The organism is Telluria sp. RT2P19 (genome assembly GCF_059685725.1).
In genome coordinates this window covers 63150-85485 of sequence record NZ_JCASIL010000014.1, presented here as the reverse complement: position 1 = coordinate 85485, position 22336 = coordinate 63150, and the positions used below count along the sequence as shown (strand labels likewise).

Here is a 22336-nt window from a genome sequence, read left to right as displayed (position 1 = left end):
AGAGCGTTGCGTGGCGTAGACGGTTTCGCACACGGACGCGCGAGACGTCCATACACGGCAACGGCACAGGGCAAGCGTGGATTGCCAATGTTTCCACAAAGTATCAACAGCCGCCCGTCCAGTTGCCGGATCGTCGGTGAACACCGCATCCACGCCCGCCTCCAGGTAGGCCGGATCGCGCCTGCCGCATCGCGCGGGATGACAATGGTCTTGTACGGCGCCACCAAGTCGGCATGGCGCGACACAGGATACCCCTGGCGGCGTTCAGCCAGCCGGCCCCTTGACCACCGCCTCGACCCGATGGCCATCCGGATCGACCAGGAAGGCCGCGTAGTAATGCGGACCGTAGTCGGGCCGCAGTCCCGGTGCGCCGTTGTCAAGGCCGCCCGCCCGCAGCCCGGCCGCGTGGAAGGCGTCCACCGCAGAGCGCGCCGGCGCGGCGAACGCCAGGTGAAAGCCCGGGCCGGGCGGCGCGGCATCGTCGCGCTGCTTCAGGCACAGGATGTCCTGGCCGTCTTCCAGGCCATAGCCGATCGCCTCGTCGTCTTCGAACACGCGCCAGAATCCCAGCGCGCCGAGGATGCCGTCGTAAAAACGCGCGCTGGCCTGCAGCGCGCGCACGCCCAGCGAGAGGTGATGGATCATGTCTTCTCAGATGTCCAGGTGCGAAATCAGCAGCCGGCGCTGCTCGATGTCGTCCTGGCTCTGCTGGCCGCCCTCCCCCTGCGCCCCGAACGAGATCCCGACCGACATGATGTCGATCAGTAGCAACTGCAGGATGCGCGAGATCATCGACAGGAAGGTCGTACTGTCCTCGCTATGGTCGACCGCCAGGCACACGCTGGCCTTCTTCGCCAGCGCCGACTTGCTGCTGGTGATGGCGATGACGTCGGCGCCCTGGGCGCGGGCGGTATCGACCGCCTCCAGCAGGTCGGGCAGCTGGCCACCGGTGGAAATCGCGATCACCACATCGCCCGGACCCAGCAAGCCTGCCGCCAGGTTGAGCAGGTGCGCGTCGCCATACAGCGCGGCCGGAATGCGAAAGCGGAAGAACTTGTGCTGGCCGTCCAGCGCCACCGCGCGCGAATTGCCCATCGCGTAGAACTCGACCCGGCGCGCGCGCCGCAGCAGCTCGATCGCGCGGTCGATCGCATGCACGTCGAGCGCATCGCGGAACTTCAGGATCGCCGACACCGTGTTGTCGATCACCTTGGCCGACAAGTCATGGGTGCTGTCGCTGACCCGCACCTGGCTATGACGCACGGGGATGGTGCCGGTCAGGCTGCCGGCGAATTTGAGCTTGAATTCGGCCAGCCCCTGGAAGCCCAGCGAGCGGCAGAAGCGGATCACGGTCGGCTGGCTCACGTCGGCCAGGCGCGCGATCTCGGCGATCGGCTCGGACAGCACCTTGCGCGGATGGTCGACCACCAGGCTGGCCACGCGCTGCTCGGCCGGCGAGAGCTCATGGCGCAGCTGCTGCACCCGATCCATCAGCGTGTTGGCGCCGCTGCGGCCGCGCAGGTGTTCGGTCAGGATCGCCGAGACGCCGTGCAACGCCGGGTTCGGCGTCATGATGACGAAGGTCGGGATCTGGGCGATGTAGTCGGTGAAGCGGCCCTTGGCCTCGAAGCGCGCGCGAAATGGAGAAGTCGCGAACCATTCGCCCATGCGCGGCACGATGCCGCCGCCGATGAAGATGCCGCCGAAGGCGCCCAGGGTGACCGCCAGGTTGGCAGCGGCGCTGCCCAGCATGCCGGCGAAGGTTTCCAGCACCTCGAGGCACAGCGCATCGCCCGCGTCCAGCGCGGCGGCCATGATGTCGGCGGTGCTGCGCGGCGGCGCATCCACATTATTCCTCTGCGCCAGCGCGCGGTAGGTCAGTTCGATGCCGGGGCCGGAAATCAGGCGCTCGTTCGAGACGTGCTTCCATTCGCGCCAGGCGGTTTGCAGGATCGCGAATTCGCGCTCGTCGCTCGGCGCGAAATTGACGTGGCCACCCTCGCTGCCCAGGGTCACGAAGCCGTCGATGGTCGGGATCACGCCCGACACGCCAAGGCCGGTGCCGGGACCGAGCACGCCCGATACCGCATGGGTCTGGGCCGAACCGCCGCCGACCTGCAGCAGGTCTTTCGGCTGGAAGCCGGGCAGCGCCATCGCCAGCGCGGTGAAGTCGTTCACGATCAGCAGTGTCGACAGGCCCAGCGCGCGGCGCACCTCGTCGGTCGAGAATTGCCAGTCGCGGTTGGTCATGCGGATCAAGTCGCCGCTGATCGGATTGGCCAGCGCGAAGGCGGCGTGGTTGATGCGCTGGTTCGGGCGATCGGCCAGGTAGGCGTGCAGCAGCGGAACGATGCCGTCGTAGTCGTCGCAACGCAGCACGGTGACCTGGCTCAGCACGCCCGGGGCGGTCTCGAGACCGAAGCGCGCGTGGGTGGCGCCGATGTCGGCCAGCAGGCGCGGGCCGTCGGCGAAGGCGGCCCGCGTGGGTTTGCTCTTGGTGTCTGGATCAACGGTCATCGCGGAAGGATACCATTGAACGAAATGCCGGAGAATGGTGCCGGCGGCGGCGCCGGCACCACCACGATCAGCGCACCAGTCCCTCCACCAGCGCCTTGTGGAACGTTGCCGGCTCCTGCATTTGCGGCGCATGCCCCATCTCGGGGAAGGTCACCAGCTTCGCGCCGGGAATCGCCTCCTTTGTCTTCCGGGCCAGCACCGGGTAGTTGCCCAGCGTCGGCCGGATCGCGGCCGGCGCCGCATCCTTGCCGATCGCCGTCGTGTCCTTCAAGCCCATCAACAGGAAAGTCGGCACTTTAATCAAGGGGAACTCGTAGACCACCGGCTGCGTGTAGATCATGTCGTAGATCAGCGCCGAATTCCAGGCCACGACTTCCTTGCCCTTGCCGCGGTACATACCGACCAGCATCTGCACCCATACCTCGTACTCAGGCTTCCATTGACCGTTGTAGTAGGTGGTGCGCTCGTATTCGCGCACCTTGTCGGCCGAGGTCTTGAGCTCGCGCTCGTACCACTTGTCGACACCCAGCGACGGCACGCCCAGTGTCTTCCAGTCTTCGAGGCCGATCGGATTCACCATCACCAGCTGGTCGGTCGAACCCGGATACATCAGCGCATAGCGCGTGGCCAGCATGCCGCCGGTCGAGTGGCCCAGCACGATCGCGTTCTTGACGCCGATCGATTGCAGCAGCTGGTGGGTATTGTCGGCCAGTTGCTGGAAGGTGTACTGGTAGTGGCGCGGCTTGGTCGACTTGCAAAAGCCGATCTGGTCGGGCACCACGACGCGGTAGCCGGCCTGGGTCAGGGCCTTGATGGTGCCGTCCCAGGTCGCGCCGCAGAAGTTCTTGCCGTGCATGAGCACCACGGTGCGGCCGTTCGGCTTGGCCGGCTTGACGTCCATATAGGTCATCTGGAGATCGACGCCCTGCGAGGTGAAACGGTATTGCTGCGTCGGTTCGGGGTAGCCGAATTCCTCGAGCTCGGGACCGTACACCGGTTCCGCGGTGGACTGCGCAAACGCGTGCACCGGCAGCAGCGCGAGGGCGAAACTCATTCCCGCGACAGCACGGAGGAAACCCATGCCCGGGTCCAGGCGGGCAATGCGTGTAAAGACTGGCATGGCAATCTATGCAGAGTTGACGGAAGGTCCAGTCTATCGCAGTTCACCGGCGTTTCGGTACCGCGATTTTCACGCCAGCAGTGCGCGCATCTCGGATACCGACAGGGGCGCCGCCTGCGCCTCTTGGAAACGCTGCAGCACACGCTCGATCGCCTGCGCCGGCTGCGCGCGGCTGAAGTACCAGCCCTGCACGCAATGCACGCCGCGCTCGGCCAGCCACGACAGGTCGGCTTCGTCTTCCAGGCCCTCGCACAGCAGCTCGGCGTCGAACACGGCGGCGATGCCCTGGATCAGGGTAAACACGCCGGCGGTGCGGGCGTCGCTGGCCACGCCATGCACGAAGCGGCGGTCTGCCTTGAGGCGGTCGAAGGGAAAGCTGGTGAGCGCGTCGAGGTTCGAGTAGCCGGTGCCGAAGTCGTCGACCGCCACCCTCACCCCGAGCGCGCGCAGCGCCGAGATGCGCTGGTGCAGCAAGGTCGGCGAATCGAGCAACTGGCTTTCGGTGACCTCGAACTCGAGCAGTTCGCCCGGCACGCCGCTGGTCGCGAGAATGTCGGCCAGGCGCGCGAATATCTGGGTATGCATCAGCGAAGCGCGCGAGAAGTTGAGCGCCACCGGCGGCGCCGCCAGGCGGCGCTTGCGCCAGGCCATCAGGTCGCGGCAGACCAGTTCGAGCACATGCATGTCGAGTTCGAAGATGCGGCCGGAGCTCTCGGCCTGCGGCACGAACATCGCGGGCCCGACCAGCCCGTACACCGGATGGCGCCAGCGCACCAGCGCCTCCAGGCCGATCAGGCGCCCATGCGCGACATCGACCTGCGGCTGGTAATGCACTTCGAGCCGGCCGAAGCGGTGGATGCCGCGGATCGCCTCGCGCAGCTCGTAGCGCAGCCGCGCGCGGGCCATCAGCGCCGCATCGTACTCGTGCACGGCGCTGGCGTCCTGTTGCTGGCGGATCGACGAGAGCGCGATGTCGGCGGCATCGAGCAGGCCGTCGGCGCTCTCCTCGCATGGCAAGTTCTGGCGCCGGATGCCGATGCGCGCGTGCAGGGTGTGCATGCTGCCCGGCTCGACCTCGAACGGCTGGTCGATGGCGGCGCACAGGCGCTCCAGGCGGGCCTGGTGCTGCGCGGGAGGAGACAACAGCGCGAACGCGAACTGGTCGGCGCCGAGATGACCGACCAGCGCGCCATCGGCCCAATCCTCGATGCGCTTGCCCATCAGGCACAGGATGCGGTCGCCCGTCTCGCGCCGGAACAGGTCGTTCACCTGGCGAAAGCCGATCAGGTCGATCATGCCGACGGTCACCACCACGTCATGCTTCTCGATCAGCAATCTTTCCAGGTGGTGCAGGAATACCGCGCGGTTGAACATGCCGGTGACCGGGTCGCAATAGCGCAGCTCGAGCAGGTCGGCCGCGATGCGCGCCAGCAGCCGCAGTTGCGCGGCCTGGGCGACGTCGAGCGTGCGGGCGCTGGCGCTCATCACCCACAGGTTGCCGAGCAGGTGCTCGCTGTCGGCCCGGAGGGGGATGGCGGCGTAGTGGCGGCAATGCGGCGCCTCGGTCACCAGCGGGTTGGCGGCGAAGCGCGGATCCTGGCTGGCGTCGGCCACTTCGAACCAGTCGGCGCCGGTGCCCACGGCCGTATCGCAGAACGATCCGATGCGCGGGAAAAAACTTTGCTGGATGCCGATATGCGACGGCAGCCAGATCTGCGACTTGAACATCAGGCTGATGCCGCCGATGTCGGCCCCGGCGGCCTGCACCGCCAGGCGCGTGATGTAGTCGAGCTTTGGATCGGGCGAATCGGTGAGCACATCCGGGCTCGCCGTTTCGTAAAGTGCCGCCAGGCCCGGATGCGCAGGGCCGCCGTGCATCAGCTGGCGCGCCCTGCCCCGCACCTGGCGATAGATGGTTCGTGCTCTGACCATGCTGCCCATATTCCCTCCCCTCTCGCGTCGTTCGCAGTGACGCGCTGCGGCCGCACGCTCTGCCGGCGGCGGTCGCGCAAGACATGAATGTTGTTACCAGCTTAACAGCCTTCGGACGAACGCAGCGGATGCGCGGATGGGAATTCCGCGCGGCAGGAATCCATGCGCCAGGCATGGCGCACGGACCAGGGTCGCGCACGGCCGATGATATTCGGCCGCGCGCGGAGAATGGGCGATCAGTCGTGGACGACCGGTCTCGGGCGATCAGTCCTGGGCGATCAGCGCCACCGGGGCGGCGGTATCGAACTGTACCTTGCCGCCCTTGACCACGGCCGTCTTGCCGGTGTACCAGTCGCGCACGGTGGCGCCGTCATTGAATACGCCGCCCACCTGGATCGCCGTCGGCCGAGCGCCTGGCAGGTCGAGCGCCACCACCACGCGATCGCTCACGCCGTTCTTTTCCCAGGTGCGTTTGAAGGTATAGGGGCTGGAACCGATCATCTGGTGCACGCCCGCGCCGACGGCCGGATGGGCGGCGCGGAACCGTCCCAGGCGCGCCCAGTGCGCGCGGATGTCGGCCACGCGGTGCGCGCCGCGTGCCGCGTTCGATGTCAATTCGTCCCAGTTCATGAACGAGCGCAGCGTGGCGTCGCCCTCGGCGCCTTCGACGCGCAGGATGCGCGCGGTCTCGTCGCCATAATAGATCTGGGCCGCGCCCGGCGCCAGCAGCAGCTTGTTGGCCGATTCGAACGGACGCTCGCGCAGCGGATCGAACGGGCTGCTGTCGTCGTGGGAGCTGATGTAGTTCAGGACCGAATAGCCCTTCATCCCGCCCTGCAGGATGGCCGAGTAATCAGAGAAGATTTTCTCGTAAGGCTGCTTGGCGTCGCTGCGCAGGCTGAAGCTGATCATGCTGTCGAAGCCCTGGCCCAGGTAATCGACGACCTCGCCGCCGCCCAGGTCGAACTTGCGCGCATGCTTGATCTCGTAGTTGTAGACCTCGGACACCATCCAGAATTTGTCGTCGCCCAGGCGCTTGCCGGGATTGGCGCGCTTCCAGTCGTCGAAAGCGATGCTGGCCTCTTTCTTGAGTTCCTTCCACAGGCCAGGCTCGGTGTGCTTGACGGTGTCGGCGCGGAAGCCGTCGATGCCGTACTTGCGCACCCAGTCCGCATGCCATTTCATCAGGTAGTAGCGCGGCGCGCGCGGGTAGCCGGTGCGCTTGAAGAAGTCGTCCAGTTCCTTCACTTCGTGCTCGTAGCGGCCTTCCTTCTTCCACTTCGCCACCAGGTGCGGCGGCAGCGCGACGTTGGCGTCGCTATTGGTCAGGAAGTCCGGCAGGTTCGCCACCAGCGTGCAGTCGGCCGTGGTGCGCGCGTCCTTGTAGGTGCACTGCGGGCCGGTGCGCACCCACGATGCCGGCCACACCGGGTCCTGCTGCGTCACCGGGCCGGTGTGGTTCATCACCACGTCGAACACGATGCGGATGCCGTTCGCGTGGGCCGTGTCGACCAGTTCTTTGAGCTCGGCCTCGGTGCCGAAGGCGGCATCGAGCGCGGTGAAATCCTTGGCCCAGTAGCCGTGGAAACCGTAGCTCTTGCCGGTGCCTTCGTCGGTCGAGCCGTGGATCTGCTCCACCACCGGCGTGAACCAGATCGCATTCACGCCCAGGTCGCTGAAATACCCTTCCTTGATCTTCGCCGTGATGCCGGCAATGTCGCCGCCCATGAAGCCACGCATCGTCGCGGCATCGTCCTTGCGGCCATATGCCTTGTCGTTGGCCGGATTGCCGTTGTTGAAGCGGTCCGTCAGCAGGAAATAGACGGTCGCGTTCTCCCAGACGAAGGGCTTGCCGGCTGGCGCCGTGGTCTGGGCGTTCGCAGACGACATGGCGCCAAAGGCGAGCAGCATGGAGGCGGCGAGGACGGGTAGTTTCATGCGGTTTCCTGTAGGTGGGTCAATGAGTGTGGTGGTCAGGTGACGACGGTGGGTTCGCTGCGGCCGGTGCGCTGGCGCAGGCCGGACACGGATTCGGCCACGGCGATCAAGCCCTGCAAGGCCTGCTGGGTGTCGAGGTCGTGCTTCGACGGATCGGCTTCATAGCGTTCGAGGTAGAGACGGATGGTGGCGCCTTCGGTGCCGGTGCCGGACAGGCGCAGTACGATGCGCGAACCGTCGCTCATGATGATGCGCACGCCCTGCTTCGTCGCAATCGAGCCATCGACCGGGTCGCTGTATTCGAAGTCGTCGGCCTGCGCCACATGGTGGCCGTCGAGGGTCTGGCCGGCCAGCTCGGGCAGCCGTGCGCGCAGCGCGTCCATCATGTCCGCGGCCTGTGTCGCGTCGACCGCCTCGTAGTCATGGCGTGAATAATAGTTGCGGCCGAAGCGCGCCCAGTGCGCGCGCACGACCTGTTCGACCGACTGCTTGCGCGCGGCCAGCAGGTTGAGCCAGAACAGTACCGCCCACAGGCCATCCTTCTCGCGGATATGGAAGGAGCCGGTGCCGTAGCTCTCCTCGCCGCACATGGTGGCGAGGTTGGCGTCCATCAGGTTGCCGAAGTACTTCCAGCCGGTGGGCGTCTCGAAGCACGAGATGCCGAGCGCCTCGGCCACGCGGTCGGCCGCTTGCGAGGTCGGCATCGAACGCGCGATGCCGGCAATGCAGCCCGCGTAGCCGGGCGCCACGGTGGCATTGGCGGCCAGGATGGCCAGGCTGTCCGACGGCGTGACGGCGATCCCGCGGCCGACGATCATGTTGCGGTCGCCGTCGCCGTCCGAGGCGGCGCCAAAGTCGGGAGCATCGGGCGCCGACATCGCCGCGATCAGCTCGGCCGCGTTGACCGGGTTCGGGTCCGGATGCCCGCCGCCGAAGTCTTCGAGCGGCTGCGCGTTGACCACGGTGCCGGCGGGTGCGCCGAGGATGTCTTCCAGCACCGCCTTGGCATACGGTCCCGACACGGCGTGCATGGCGTCGAAGCGCATCCGGAAGCCGCTCGCGAACAGCGCGCGGATCGCATCGAAGTCGAACAGGCGCGCCATCAGCTCGGCGTAGTCGGCCACCGGGTCGATCACCTCGATCGTCGTGTTCTCGATGCGGATGCTGCCCAGCCGGTCCAGGTCGACCGCGGGTGCGTCGCTGATGCGGTATTGCGTCAACGTGGTGGTGTGCCCGTAGATGGCGTCGGTGATCTTCTCGGGCGCCGGGCCGCCGTTCTCGATGTTGTACTTGATGCCGAAGTCGCCTTCGGGACCGCCCGGGTTATGGCTGGCCGACAGCACGATGCCGCCGTAACAGGCGTGCTTGCGGATCACGCAGCTCACGGCCGGCGTCGACAAAATGCCGCCGCGGCCAACAAGCACCTTCTCGACCCCATGCGCCGCGGCCATGCGCAGGATGGTCTGGACCGCCTCGCGGTTGAAATAGCGGCCGTCGCCGCCCACCACCAGGTGACGGCACTTGCCTTCGCCCAGGGTCAGGAAAATGGATTCGACAAAGTTCTCGAGATAGCCGGGCTGCTGGAATTCGCTCACCTTCTTGCGCAGGCCCGAAGTGCCGGGACGCTGCCCGGCGAACGGGGTGGTCGCGACGGTCTGGATGGTCATGCTGTGCTCCTGTCTGGGTAAGTTTGTGCTCACGCATCCGTCCCGGGCCAGGACTGGCCGGGGCAAATATGTTAGTAAAACATTACGATACGACAGCCGCAAAAATGACGGCGCAGTAATGGCGTCGGCGTCGGCGTCGGGTCAGGCCTTCGAGACCGGCGCCGCCTTGTCGGTGACGAACAGGGTCAGCAACGCCGCGACCAGCATGCAGCCGCCGCCCAGCACCAGGGTCAGGACCGCGTGGCCGTCGAACAGGTGCTTGGTCACGCTGCCCAGCAGCAGGCCGCTGACGATCTGCGGGATCACCACGAAGAAGTTGAACAGGCCCATGAAGTAACCCATGCGCTTGGCCGGCAGCGAGCCGGCCAGGATCGCGTACGGCATGGTCAGGATCGAGGCCCAGGCGATGCCGATGCCGATCATCGGCAGCACCAGCATCTGTTTGTCGGTGATCATGAACATGCTGGCCAGCGACAGCCCGCCGATGGTCAGGCAGGTGGCGTGCACGGTCTTGCGCGAAGTCGCGCGGGCGAACACCGGCAGGATGAAGGCGGCCAGCGCCGACACGCCGCTGTACACCGCGAACATGATGCCGACCCAGTTGCCGGCGTCCTGGTAGGCGCTCGACTGGGCGTCGGTGGTGCCGTAGACGTTGTCGGCGATCGCGGTGCCGGTATAGATCCACATCGCGAACAGCGCGATCCAGGTGAAGAACTGCACGAAGGCCAGCTGCACCATGGTGCGCGGCATCTTGCCGAAGCCGCCCAGGATCTCGACGAACATCGTGCCCAGGCCGCGCGAAGCCTTGCGCTCCTGGTGGAAGGCGTCCATGTCGGGCGGCGGCAGTTCGTCGGCGAACAGCACGGTCCAGCTCACGGCCAGGAAGAACACCAGGCCGCCGGCGTAGAACGAGTAGCGCACGGTGTCCGGGATCACGCCGCCGACGGCGGCGTTCGACACGCCCATGCTTTCGAAGAAGGTCGGCAGCAGGGACGCGATGACGGCGCCGCAGCCGATGAAGAAGGTCTGCATCGCATAGCCCGCGGTCTGCTGGGCCGGGTCGAGCTTGTCGCCCACGAAGGCGCGGAACGGCTCCATCGACACGTTGATCGCCGCGTCCATCATCCACAGCACGGCAACCGCCATCCACAGCGCGGTGGAGTTCGGCATCAGGAACAGCGCGATCGCCGCCAGCACGGCGCCGACGAAGAAGAACGGACGGCGACGGCCCCATTTCGGGTGCCAGGTATTGTCGCTCAGGTAGCCGATGATGGGCTGGACCAGGAGGCCGGTGACCGGCGCGGCCAGCCAGTACAGGGCCAGGTTGTCGGGATCGGCGCCGAGGGTGGCGAAGATGCGGCTGGTATTGGCGTTCTGCAGCGCGAAGCCGAACTGGATGCCGAAGAAGCCGAAGCTCATGTTCCACAGCTGCCAGAACGACAGGCGTGGCTTGAGCACGGTCGATTGCATATCCATTGTGTGTCCCCAATCTGGCCCGACGTCGGCGGGCTTTTCTCGTGTGTGATTGCACGGCCGCTCGATCGTGAGCGCACCGCCGATGCCTTGTGCAGGATGCAGCGCGGGGCCGGAAGGGACGAAAAAACAGACGACTACAGTCCGGCTAGCGTATCTGTAGCAAAATAACATGGAGGTTTCTAGGTGTCAATCGCGGTGTTCTCATAGTGAGGACACCGCGACAACCCAGGGTAAAGACAGATTTTTGTAGTCAAACAACAGGACCGATTCGGCCCCAGCCCACCCAGGCCCTGCAGACTGTCGTGCTCGCGCAGGCCGGAACCCGGATCTGCGTGCAGGCCGACCGGGTGTGTGGCCAGTGCGGCGCATGGGACTTGGGTTTGCCGCCTGCGCGGGAAAGTCGTTGCCGCCAGTGGCAGCAACGACGTGCGGGGGGGCGCGGCCGAACGATCAGCCCTGGCCTGGACCCTTGCGGTGCGGCTTCTTGCCCGCGGGCTTTTCGGTCAGGCGACGTTCGGCGCCCTTCGCGGCATATGGCTTCTTGGCCGGCGGCGTGGCCGGCGTTTCGCCGTCGCGCGTGATGGCCAGCTGGCGGCCCGCGACCCAGATCGTCTTCAGGTGCTCGACCAGGTCCTTCGGCATATCGTCCGGCAGGTCGAGGGTCGAGTAGTCGTCATAGATCTCGATGCGGCCGATGTGCTTCGACGGGATATTGGCTTCGTTGGCGATCGCGCCGACGATATTGCCCGGCTTGGCGCCGTGGGCGAAACCGACTTCGATGCGGAAAGTGGCCATGCCCGGCTCGGGGTCGCGCATCACGCGCTCTTTCTTGAAGCCCGGTTCGCGCGCGGGACGCGCCGGACGCTCCTCCCAGTCGCCGCGCGGCGCGCGCGGTGCGCGTTCCTGGACGCCGCCACCGAACTCGCGCTGCGACGGCACGAACTCGGGACGGGCGTCGCGGTCGGGTTTTTGCAGCAGCAGCGGCTCGTCGCCGCGCGCCAGTTTGGCCAGCGCCGCCGCGATATCGATCGCCGGCACATTGTCTTCGCGCTCGACGTCCTCGATCAGCGAACGGAACACTTCCAGGCCGCCTTCGGCCAGGGCCGCGCGGATCTGGTCCTTGAAGCGCGTGATGCGCACCTCATTGACCGCCTTCACGGTCGGCAGCTCGAGCGGCGCGACCGGCTGGCGGGTGGCGCGCTCGATCGCCTTGAGCAGGCCGCGCTCGCGCGGGGTGATGAACAGGATCGCGTCGCCGCTACGGCCCGCGCGGCCGGTACGGCCGATGCGGTGGGTGTAGCTCTCGGGATCGGACGGCACGTCGTAGTTGATCACGTGGCTGATGCGCTCGACGTCGAGACCGCGCGCGGCAACATCGGTCGCCACCAGGATGTCGATCTTGCCGTTCTTGAGCTGCTCGATGGTGCGCTCGCGCTGTTGCTGGGCCATGTCGCCATTGATGGCGGTGGCCGCGAAACCACGCGCCTGCAGCTTGGTCGCCAGCTCCTCGGTACCCAGCTTGGTGCGCGCGAAGATGATCATGCCGTCGAACGGCTCGGCCTCGAGGATGCGGGTCAGCGCGTCGAGCTTGTGCATGCCGGCCACCAGCCAGTAGCGCTGCTTGATGTTGTCGGCGGTGCCGGTCTTGGCGGCCACGGTCACTTCAGCCGGGTCGCGCAGGTAGGTCTTTGCGATGCGCTTGATCGCCGGCGGCATGGTCGCCGAGAACAAAGTGGTCTGGCGGCCTTCCGGCGTCTGCTGCAGGATCTGCTCGACGTCGTCGATGAAGCCCATGCGCAGCATTTCGTCGGCTTCGTCCAGCACCAGGGTGGTCAATTGCGACAGGTCGAGCGAACCTTTTTCGATGTGGTCGATGACGCGGCCCGGGGTGCCGACCACCACGTGCACGCCGCGGCGCAGGCTCGACAGTTGCGGGCCATAGCTCTGGCCGCCGTAGATCGGCAGCACGTGGAAACCCTTGATGTGGGCGGCGTAGCTCTGGAAGGCTTCGGCGACCTGGATCGCCAGTTCGCGCGTCGGCGCCAGCACCAGCGCCTGTGGCGCGGTTTTCTTGACGTCGATGCGCGACAGGATCGGCAGCGCGAAGGCGGCGGTCTTGCCGGTCCCGGTCTGGGCCTGCCCCAACACGTCGCGACCTTCCAGCAGCAAGGGAATGGTGGCGGCCTGGATCGGCGACGGGGTTTCGTAGCCGACGTCTTTCAGCGATTTCAGGATGGGCGCCGAAAGATTAAGGTCGGAAAACGATGGGATAGGGGTGTCAGACATGGAGGAATTGCTCTTAATAAGTAGAAACGAAAGCGACAGTTTACACCGTCGCCCAGCGCAAGGCGCCAAATTGGCCCGCACGCGGACCAAACAGGAGAGGATTCGGCGGCCAAAACCACAGAATCCGAAAAAAACAAAAGCCCTTGCAGGTCAAACCTGCAAGGGCTGGCAGCTGCCGCGGTCGGCGGCGTGCCCGTATTGCAATGCGATACTTACAGCTTGTAGTTCAGGCCGAACAGCATCTGGCGGCCGTATTTGCTGTAGCCGCGCGGACGATCTTCGGTGCCGGCGTAGCTGCGGAACGCGGTATCGGTCAGGTTATTCACCTGGAACAGCACCGACAGGCCTTCGATCTGCTTGAAGTCGTAACCGAGCTGCAGGTCGACCACTTTATCAGCTTTCACGTAGGTCAGCTCGGTCGCACCGCCGATGCCGCCGATTTCACCCACGAAGTCGCTGCGATAACGCTGGCTGACGCGGGCCGAGAAACCGTTTTTCTCGTAGTAGGCGGTCACGTTGAACACGCGCTTGGACAGGCCCGGCAGCGGGATCGCGAGGCTGCCGAAGCGCTGGTCGACGATCGAGATTTCGCTGTTGGTGAACGAGGCGTTGGTGGTAATGCCGAAACCGTCGAGCATCGGGTGGATCATGTCCAGCGGCGCCGAGGCCGCGAACTCCAGGCCCTTCAGGGTGCCGCCTTCGCCGTTCATCGGCTGGGTCATGGTGCCGATATTGGTCAGGGCGCCCTGCAGGTTGAACTCCGAGAAGTCACGCGGCACGGTCACGCTGTAGATGTACGAGGACAGGTCCTTGTAGAAGCCGGCAGCCGAGATATAACCCTTGTTGCCGAAGTATTTTTCGTACGACAGGTCGACCTGCTTGGCGCGCCATGGATCCAGCTGGGCGTTGCCGCCGTTGCCCCATGGGGTGCCGGTGGTCTGCGCGGTCAGGCCCACTTCCAGGGCGGCGTTGAGCTGGTTCAGCTTGGCGCGCGCCAGGGTCTTGCCAGCGCCGAAGCGGATGAACTGCTGGTCAGGCAGGCTCCAGGCCAGGTTCACGCTCGGCAGGTAGTCGGTGTACTTCTTGCCGTCGGTCAGCGGGACCAGGTCGGCAAACGGCCAGGCGCGCAGCGTGTTGGCGGTCGAGCTCTGGTCGGTCTCGATCACCTGGATGCCGATATTGCCGCGCAGCGGCATCGCCATCAGTTCGGTGTCGAGGTTCAGCTTGGCATAGCCGGTCTTGACCTTTTCTTCGATCGACCAGTTCTTGGTCGCGCCCCATGGCACCAGGACGGTCGGGGTGAACGGGCCGAAGTTATTCGCCAGCACCGCATCGATATCCCAGCTCAGCGAGTTCTGCAGCGCATACAGGCCTTGCGAACCGTTCAGTACGCTTGGCGAGAAGGTGCCGTCGCCGATCTTCGAGAAGCCGGTTTCCAGGTGTTCCTTTTCTTTTTCGCGCTTGGAGTGGTTGTAGCCCACTTCCATGCTGCTGAACGGACCGTCGGCGAACTTGCGCTCGAGGCTGACGCGGAACGACGTCATCTTGTCGGTCATGTTCGGGGCGTTGACATAGCCTTCGCCGAACTGGCCGCCGATGGCGATCTGCGACGGGTCGTCATACACGCCGGACAGGGCCAGCTCTGGAATGGTGCCGCCGCTGTAGCTGTAGTTCAGGGTCTGGCGGGCAGCGCGGCCGGCGTTGATCTCGACCAATTGCTCCTTGTGGTCGGCCTTCGAGCGGCTGATGTCGACGATACCGACCCAGTCGCCATTGGTGTAGCGGTTGTTCCAGCCGAAGGCGGTCAGCTTGTCGTCGCGCGTCATGCGGTTGTTGCGCACGACCGGATTGACGTTGTTGGCGGTGCCGGCGATCGCGGTGCCGTTCACGACGGTCGCGTTCGAGAAGCGCACTTCGCCGTCGTCCTTCAGCGGGATCTCGATGCCGCGGCGGATTTCTTCCTGGTCGAAGCGCGAGTGATACACGTCGAAGGTCGAGCTGAAGTTGCGGTTCGGACGCCATTCCAGCACGCCCATCAGGCCGTCACGCACCTGGTCGCCGGTGGTGGCCATCGACTTGATGCCTTTCGGCACTTTGACGGTCGAGCCCGGCACGGCGTTGGTGTCGTCCACCCAGTCCCAGGTCTCGAATTGCTGGTGCACGTTCGGCTTGTCCTGGCGCGCGTAGCCGATCGCCACACCGATGGTGCGGTTGGCGAACTGGTCGATGTACGACGCGCTGACGCGGCTGCCGGTGTCCGGCGAACCGGCGCTGATCGAGCCTTTCGAATTCTTCTCGCCGCGCACATTGACGCTGATGGTGCGCTCGCGCAGCGACAGCGGCTTGATGGTCTGCAGGTCGACCGTGCCCGACAGGCCCTGGCCGATCACGGCGGCGTCGCCGGTCTTGTACACGGTGACGGCATTGATCAGCTCGGATGGGTACTGGTCGTATTCGACGGTACGGTCCGAGCTGGTGGTGACCTGCTCGCGGCCATTGAGCAGCGCGGTCGACAGGTCGCCCGAGGTGCCGCGGATGCTGATCGACTGGGCCTGGCCATTGACGCGCTGGGCCGACAGGCCCGGCAGGCGGGCCAGCGATTCGGCGATCGACACGTCCGGCAGCTTGCCGATGTCTTCCGAGGAGATGGCTTCGACGATGCCGGTCGATTCGCGCTTGACGGCGATCGCATCCTCGATCGCGCGGCGGATGCCGGTGACGGTCACGGTCGTGACTGGCGCGTCCGGCGTCAGGGCGGCGGTTTCACCCGTGCTGGCGGTTTGCGCGTGCGCGCTGCCGGCCAGGACGGTGACAAAGATGGCGCAGCCGGCGGCAACCGGGCTCAGCTGGAATGCGGCACGCTTGGTGGCGATGTTTTTCATGTGTCCCCTCAGATAGAACGATATGTTCCCGAAACAGCCCGTGACCCGGACCGGGATCGGCTTTTTGCGACAAAATCAACCTTGGCCGGGATTCTGTATTAAAACTAGATGCACTGTCAACGGGAGTTATTTGTAGCAACGATCATGGCAGGTTTTTCGCTAAGTCTCGGTAAATTCAGGGGTTTTTCGTTGTATATGAGCGACACGTTATTTTTGCACCTCTGTAGTCGGGCTACAAAAGCGCTAAAACCTCGCATAAAATTGCCTCAGTGCACCATCATGGTGCATATCTTGTAGTAAATCATTCAGATCGTTTCGAAAGCCTTTCAAACGCTGAAAATTTGCTACAGGACCGGTTTGCGACTGCGCTTGTGTGGCGGTGAGCGGCGAAAAAAGCCGCCCGCGGACGGCCACCGGGCGCAGCTGGTGCAAGGCCTGGGACGGGCGCACCACGCAATGCTGGGCGATATAGCCGTCATCCGACGGCATCACGTCCACGCATGTGCGGATCACATCGCGCACGCTGCCCATGTAGTCGGCGATATCGGCCTCGGACCGGGTATCGGCCAGCGGGTGGTACCCATCGATCGGCATGTCCTGCCCTTCGAACACCTGCAGCCAGCCCACTTCCGAAACAGCTCGCTATTCACGCGCACGATCTTGCCGCGCGAGCGGTACAGGTCTGTCTTCTGGCGCCAGGTGCCGGGAATCGCCATGTGCGCGCATTTACCCCAATACGCCGAGCCGCCGCGCTGGTTGAGGTGATAGTGCAGGATAATGAAATCGCGCACGCGTTCGTATTCGAAGCGCGACTGGCGGTTGAACTCGATGCGGTCGGCGTCGCTGAAGCGGCGGTCCGGGAAGAACTCGACCAGGCGCGCGATCGCCGACTGGATCAGGTGGATGCTGGTCGATTCGATCGCTCCAGGAAGCCGCCCGCCAGCCCGATCGCCACCACATTGCGGTTCCAGGCCTGCTTGCGCATGCCGGTGCGGAACTTGATCATGCGCGGCTCGGCGAGCGCGCGGCCGTCGAGTTGGCCAGCAGGGCCGCCGCCGCCTCGTCGCCGCCGATGAAATGGCTGCAAACCCTATGGCCATTGCCGGTACGGCGCCGCAGCGGGATGCGCTACTACCAGCCCGATCGATGCGCGGTGGCGCGCGTGCACGGCGTCAGCGACGACACCGATTCACAGGGCACGGCCAGCGCGCGAACGGGTACAACGGGGATGCGGTATGCGCCGACTTGCCGGCGCGCCTGGTGGCGATAGCGTTCACATGCCTCCGCGATGGAAGGCTGGTCCTGCGGCATGTCCCTGCTGGACTGTCGCTGCTGGACTGTCGCTGCCGGACTGTCGCTGCCGGACTGTCGGCTCGACAATTTTTATCAGGCCCGGCTGTTTTGGTGTACTAAAACTAGATGTTGCAGTCGGATAACCGTGTATATCGAGAATGATGGCAGGTTTGGAAAAAAACAGTATCGTGCTCGTTGTAAGGGAGCTACCCAAAACAGCCGATTTCAGCCCGCCAACGCGACAATCGTCCTGTTTCTAAAGGCAATCTTGGAATCATTGGGAGTCTCACACAGGCGTTCTACGAAAGGAGAACGCCGGGTGTATTGATTGTTCGGCGCTGGTTTCTATAGTACCCTTTCGCCAATACAACAACACTTCGCGCTCGCGCCACATGCCCGCCGCATGGATTTGTAGTCTAACTACCTAAGCAGATCCCGGCAGTGGCAGCGCATGATAATCATGAGACAACTCCTCGCCAGCATCGTGCTCGGCGGCGCCTCGCTCGCCGTCCACGCCCAGACCACCGATATCGCCCGCATCGAGCCGCCTTTCTGGTGGGCCGGCATGCAGCACAACCAGGTCCAGCTGATGGTGTATGGCGACAAGATCGCCGACCTGGACCCGTCGCTGGCGTATCCGGGCGTGCGCATCGCCAGCGTGACCCGCACCCCGAACCGCAACTACCTGTTCATCGACCTGGTGCTCGAACCAACGGTCAAGCCCGGCAGCTTCGACATCGCCTTCCAGGGCGCCGGCCGCAGCACCAGCCATACCTACCGCCTGCTCGAGCGCGAGCCGGGTTCGGCCAGGCGCCAGGGTTTCAGCAGCAAGGATGCGATCTACCAGATCATGCCGGACCGCTTCGCCAACGGCGATCCGTCCAACGACAGCGTCGAGGGCATGCCGGACAAGCTCGACCGCAAGGGCGGCCTGGGCCGCCACGGCGGCGACATCAAGGGCATCATCGACCATCTCGACTACGTGTCCGGCATGGGCTTTACCCAGCTGTGGCCGACGCCGCTCATCGAAAACAATATGCCGGGCTACTCCTACCACGGCTATGCGGCGACCGACCTGTACAAGATCGACCCGCGCTACGGCAGCAACGAGGATTTCAAGCGCCTGTCGCAAGAGGCGCGCAAGCACGGCATCGGCATCATCCAGGACGTGGTGCTGTCGCACATTGGCAGCCACCACTGGTGGATGAAGGACTTGCCGACGCCGGACTGGATCAACTACGACAACAAGTTCGTCCCGACCCACCACTACCACACGGCGGTGCAGGACCCTTACGCCTCGAAGGAAGACGCGGACAACTTCACGCGCGGCTGGTTCGTCAAGAGCATGCCCGACATGAACCAGTCCAATCCGCTGGTGTCGAATTACCTCATCCAGAACAATATCTGGTGGATCGAATATGCCGGCCTGTCCGGCCTGCGCATCGACACCTTCGGCTACTCGGATCCGGCCTTCCTGAGCGAGTACACCAGGCGCCTGACGACCGAGTACCCGAACATCAACCTGGTGGGCGAGGAATGGAATACCAAGGTGCCGGTGGTGGCCTACTGGCAGCGCGGCAAGCAGAACTTCGACGGCTACCGCGCCTACACGCCGAGCCTGATGGACTTCCCGGTGGCCGAGGCGATGCGCCGTGCGCTGGCCGACAAAAAAGGGGGCAACGTCTTCAGCGACGTCTACGAGACGCTGTCGCTCGACTACCTGTATCCGGAACCGGGCAACCTGGTCCTGTTCGCGGACAACCACGACATGTCGCGCATCTACAGCGAAGTGGGCGAGGACTTCGACAAGTACCGCATGGCGATGATCTTCATGATGACGGCGCCGCGCATTGCGCAGTTCTACACGGGCGACGAGATCCTGATGACCAGCGCGGTCGGCGAGCGCAACGACGCCACCTACCGCACCCCGTTCCCGGGCGGCTGGGCGGGCGATAAGGTGGATGCGTTCAAGGGCATCGGCCTGACCTCGAGGCAGCGCAACGCGCAGGACTTCGTGCGCAAGCTGGCCAACTGGCGCAAGAGCCAGCCGGTCATCCATCACGGCAAGATGATGCACTATGGGCCGCAAGACAATACCTGGGTCTACTTCCGTTACAACGACGAGAAAAAGGTGCTGGTCGCCTTCAACAACAACGCCAGGGAGATGTCGCTGGACGTGAGCCGCTTCCGCGAGATGCTCTCCGGCGTGGCCAGCGGCACCGATGCGCTGACCGGCAAGACCTACGACCTGCGCCAGAAGCTGGTGCTGGCGCCGCGCGCGGCCATCGTCCTCGAACTGGCGGCACCGCAATGAAGCGCCACGCCATCGCCCTGGCCGCCCTGCTCTCTTGCGGGTCTGTCCTTGCCCAGAACGTCGACGCCCTGTACGTGCGCGGCGCCTTCAATGGCTGGGGCACGGCCAGCCCGCTCGCGGCCAGCGGCGATGGCGTCTACCAGGCCGACGTCGAGGTCATGCCCGGCAACCACGCCTTCAAGCTGGGAACCAGCGACTGGCGCGCCGAGTGGGTAATCGATCCGGACAAGAGCACCAGCGTCAAGCCCGATACCGGCTACCCCCTGGAGCAGCAGTCCGGTCCCGAGACCTTTTTATTCGTGCGCCAGCCGGGCACGTATCGCTTCACGGTCGATGCACGCGACAAGTCGAAACCCGTGCTCAAGGTGACGCGCATTGCCGACGCCAGGCGCGACGGCGGCGTCGATCCGCATGCGGGCCACGCGGCCCAGGCATCCCAGCAATGGCCGACCTGGGACGGCAAGGTGGAGACGGTACGCTACTCGACGCCGGATGCGAACGCGCTGCTGCGCCGCTACGTGCAGTCGAGCACCATGCTGCTGCGCGATCCCGGTCCGCAGCACGTCGAGTATGCCGAAGAAGACGGCCTGCCGCGCGTTCGCAGCGGCAACCTGGCCTTCGACGCCATGTTCGCGCTGGCGGGCCGCGAGATGCGCCAGAACTCGGTCAGCCGGATCAACGACGGCAACTACAACGGCGGCAATGCGATCGATTGCGCCTGTTTTGCCACCGGCGAGAAGTGGGCCTATGTCTGGACCCGCGACCTGTCGTATGCGGCCGACCTGGGCCTGGCCCTGCTCGATCCGCAGCGGGTGCGCAATTCACTGGACTTCAAGCTCTCGGGCTGGCGTCCCGAGGTCAAGGCAGCGCCGCAGGTTCCCGCTTCGCCCGACGGCCTGCAGATCGTGCAGGACACCGGCAGCGGCGGCAGCTGGCCGGTCAGCACCGACCGCTTGACCTGGGCCCTGGCGGCCGAGGAAACGCTGCGCACCCTGCCCCGGTCCGAGCGTGCGCCGTTCGCCGCGCGCGCCTTGAAAGCGCTGTCGAACACGATCGAGATCGACCGCGTGGCGGCCTTCGATCCGGCGACCGGCCTGTACACGGGCGAGGAGTCCTTCCTCGACTGGCGCGACCAGACCTATGCCGCCTGGATTCCGGGCGACCTGGCCTCGATGGCCAGCTCGAAGGCGCTGTCGACCAACGTCGTCTATTACCAGGCATTGGGCCTGGCGGCGAAACTGGCGCGCGAGCACAAGGATGCGGACAAGGCGCAACGCTATGCGCGCTGGGCGGCGGAACTGAAGCGGGCGATCAACGAGCGCCTGTGGTTGAAAGACGCGGGCATGTACAGCAGCCTGACCGCCGGTCACCTGGACGACGCGCCGCTGCACAAGTTCGACTGGCTGGGACAGGCGCTGGCCATCGTCAGCGGCGTCGCCGACGACGGCCAGGCGCGCTCGATCCTGGCGCGCTATCCGCACGGCCCGCTGGGCGCGCCGATGATCTGGCCGCAGCAGATCGGCGCGCCGGTGTACCACAACCGCTCGACCTGGCCATTCGTGACCGCCTATGGCCTGCGCGCGGCGAGCCGGGGCAAGAACGCGGCGGTGGCCGACGTGGCCTATGCCTCGCTGATGCGCGGGGCGGCGGTCAACCTGTCGAATATGGAAAACCTCGAGTGGCTGTCGGGCCAGCCGCTGCTGCTCGACGAGAACAATCCCGGCTCGAGCGGGCCGGTGATCAACTCGCGCCGCCAGCTGTGGTCCGTCGGCGGCTATCTCGGCATGGTGATCGGGAACGTGTTCGGGGTCGAGATGCTGGACGACGGCATCGCGCTGAAGCCCTTCGTTACGTCCAGGCTGCGCCGCGAGACCTTCGGCGGCGCGCACGAGATCGCGCTGCACGACCTGCGCCTGCACGGCAAGCGCATCGACGTGCGCCTGCAGCTGCCCGCCGCGAGCGCGCAGGATGGCTATTACGCCGTCGAGCGCATCGTCGTGAATGGCAAGCCGGCGAAGGACACCATCCGCCTGCCTGATCTGGCCGACAGCAACCGCATCGAGATCGTGCTGGGCAAGCTGGTGGCGGGACATACGGACATCCGCCGCGTGAACGCCAGTCCGTACGAAGAAGCGAGCGCCGTCTTCGGTCCGCGCGAGCCGACGATCGACGGCCTGTCGCGCGCATCCTCGGGCCCGGTGACCCTGCGGATCGGCGCCAACGGCAACGCGGCCAACGTCAGCTATCGCGTCTACCGCGACGGCAAGCTGGTGGCCGACAAGCTGCCGGCCGGGGCGTGGACGGATCGCGCGGCCAGTGCGACGTCCTGCTATGCGGTGGAGGCGCTGTTCGCCGACAGCGGCAATGCGAGCCATCACAGCCAGCCGCGCTGCGTCGATGCGGGGCTCTTGATTCCCGTGACGGATGCCCGCGTGCGCTCGAACCTGGCGCCGACCGCGCCCGATGCGCGCTTTGGCCAAGCCCACTTGGCAGGCTGGGGCAAGCCGGATGACCGCTTTGCCGTCGAGGGCATCAAGGTCGAGCGGCCGGGCGACTACCGGATCCAGGTGCGTTACCACAACGGCGCCAACCAGGTGAACCTGGGCATCAGCGGCGGCGTGAAATGGCTGGCGCTGAAGGATGGCCGTGGCCGTATCGTGGCCCAGGGCGTGATCCAGCTGCCGCATGCGCCGCTGTTCAAGGAAAACACGCCGAGCGTGTATTCGACGCCGCTGGCGGCGCGCGTAAAGGCGGGCAGCTATCGTCTGGAGATGACGGATTTCTACAATATGAGTTATCTCGAGAGTAACCGCAGCTTTACCGGCGCCGGCGGTGCGGCGCCGTCGAACCGCTTCGACATCTACGGCGTGCGGCTGCTGCGGGTGAAATAGATCCTGGCCTGGCTGGACCG

General features: G+C 65.4%; 12 protein-coding genes and 1 pseudogene. 2 read left to right on the top strand and 11 right to left on the bottom strand.

Translation table 11 applies throughout. The features are described 5' to 3' along the window. Positions 1–264 precede the first annotated feature (264 nt). The 11 genes and pseudogenes from AC56KW_RS17560 to AC56KW_RS17510 form a co-directional block, all read right to left on the bottom strand. Complete coding sequence (locus AC56KW_RS17560) at positions 265–645, bottom strand: VOC family protein (protein WP_497171965.1); 381 nt, start codon at positions 643–645, stop codon at positions 265–267. Between the two features lie 6 nt (positions 646–651). Next, positions 652–2517 carry a glucokinase gene (locus tag AC56KW_RS17555; protein ID WP_497171964.1) on the bottom strand — a complete coding sequence of 622 codons (1866 nt, stop codon included), beginning with the start codon at positions 2515–2517 and terminating at the stop codon, positions 652–654. 67 nt (positions 2518–2584) lie between these two features. Next, complete coding sequence (locus AC56KW_RS17550; protein ID WP_497171963.1) at positions 2585–3637, bottom strand: alpha/beta fold hydrolase; 1053 nt, start codon at positions 3635–3637, stop codon at positions 2585–2587. A 69-nt stretch (positions 3638–3706) separates the two neighbouring features. Then, positions 3707–5569: a sensor domain-containing phosphodiesterase gene (locus AC56KW_RS17545; protein ID WP_497171962.1), complete on the bottom strand. Its 1863-nt coding sequence runs from the start codon at positions 5567–5569 to the stop codon at positions 3707–3709. A 264-nt stretch (positions 5570–5833) separates the two neighbouring features. Beyond that, positions 5834–7507: an alpha-amylase family glycosyl hydrolase gene (locus tag AC56KW_RS17540; RefSeq protein ID WP_497171961.1), complete on the bottom strand. Its 1674-nt coding sequence runs from the start codon at positions 7505–7507 to the stop codon at positions 5834–5836. 35 nt (positions 7508–7542) lie between these two features. Further along, the gene (locus AC56KW_RS17535; RefSeq protein ID WP_497171960.1) at positions 7543–9174 is read right to left on the bottom strand and encodes an alpha-D-glucose phosphate-specific phosphoglucomutase; all 1632 of its coding nucleotides are present in this window, start codon (positions 9172–9174) and stop codon (positions 7543–7545) included. Positions 9175–9315: 141 nt separating this feature from the next. Then, complete coding sequence (locus AC56KW_RS17530) at positions 9316–10650, bottom strand: MFS transporter (RefSeq protein ID WP_497171959.1); 1335 nt, start codon at positions 10648–10650, stop codon at positions 9316–9318. A 450-nt stretch (positions 10651–11100) separates the two neighbouring features. After that, positions 11101–12936, bottom strand: coding sequence for a DEAD/DEAH box helicase (locus AC56KW_RS17525; RefSeq protein WP_497171958.1), 1836 nt, complete (start codon positions 12934–12936; stop codon positions 11101–11103). Between the two features lie 212 nt (positions 12937–13148). Then, positions 13149–15818 (bottom strand): TonB-dependent receptor, encoded by a 2670-nt coding sequence (locus AC56KW_RS17520; RefSeq protein WP_497171957.1) that lies wholly within the window; start codon positions 15816–15818, stop codon positions 13149–13151. A 243-nt stretch (positions 15819–16061) separates the two neighbouring features. Beyond that, positions 16062–16445: a hypothetical protein gene (locus AC56KW_RS17515; protein ID WP_497172045.1), complete on the bottom strand. Its 384-nt coding sequence runs from the start codon at positions 16443–16445 to the stop codon at positions 16062–16064. Then, positions 16328–16803, bottom strand: a pseudogene (locus AC56KW_RS17510) (tryptophan 7-halogenase). The gene AC56KW_RS17515 and the pseudogene AC56KW_RS17510 overlap by 118 nt, the downstream one beginning before the upstream one ends. A 768-nt stretch (positions 16804–17571) precedes the next feature. Here AC56KW_RS17510 and AC56KW_RS17505 point away from each other — a divergent pair. Further along, positions 17572–19425: a glycoside hydrolase family 13 protein gene (locus AC56KW_RS17505; protein ID WP_497171956.1), complete on the top strand. Its 1854-nt coding sequence runs from the start codon at positions 17572–17574 to the stop codon at positions 19423–19425. Then, positions 19422–22316, top strand: coding sequence for an alpha-L-rhamnosidase-related protein (locus AC56KW_RS17500; RefSeq protein WP_497171955.1), 2895 nt, complete (start codon positions 19422–19424; stop codon positions 22314–22316). Before AC56KW_RS17505 ends, AC56KW_RS17500 begins: the two co-directional genes overlap by 4 nt. The last annotated feature ends 20 nt before the right edge of the window (positions 22317–22336 follow it).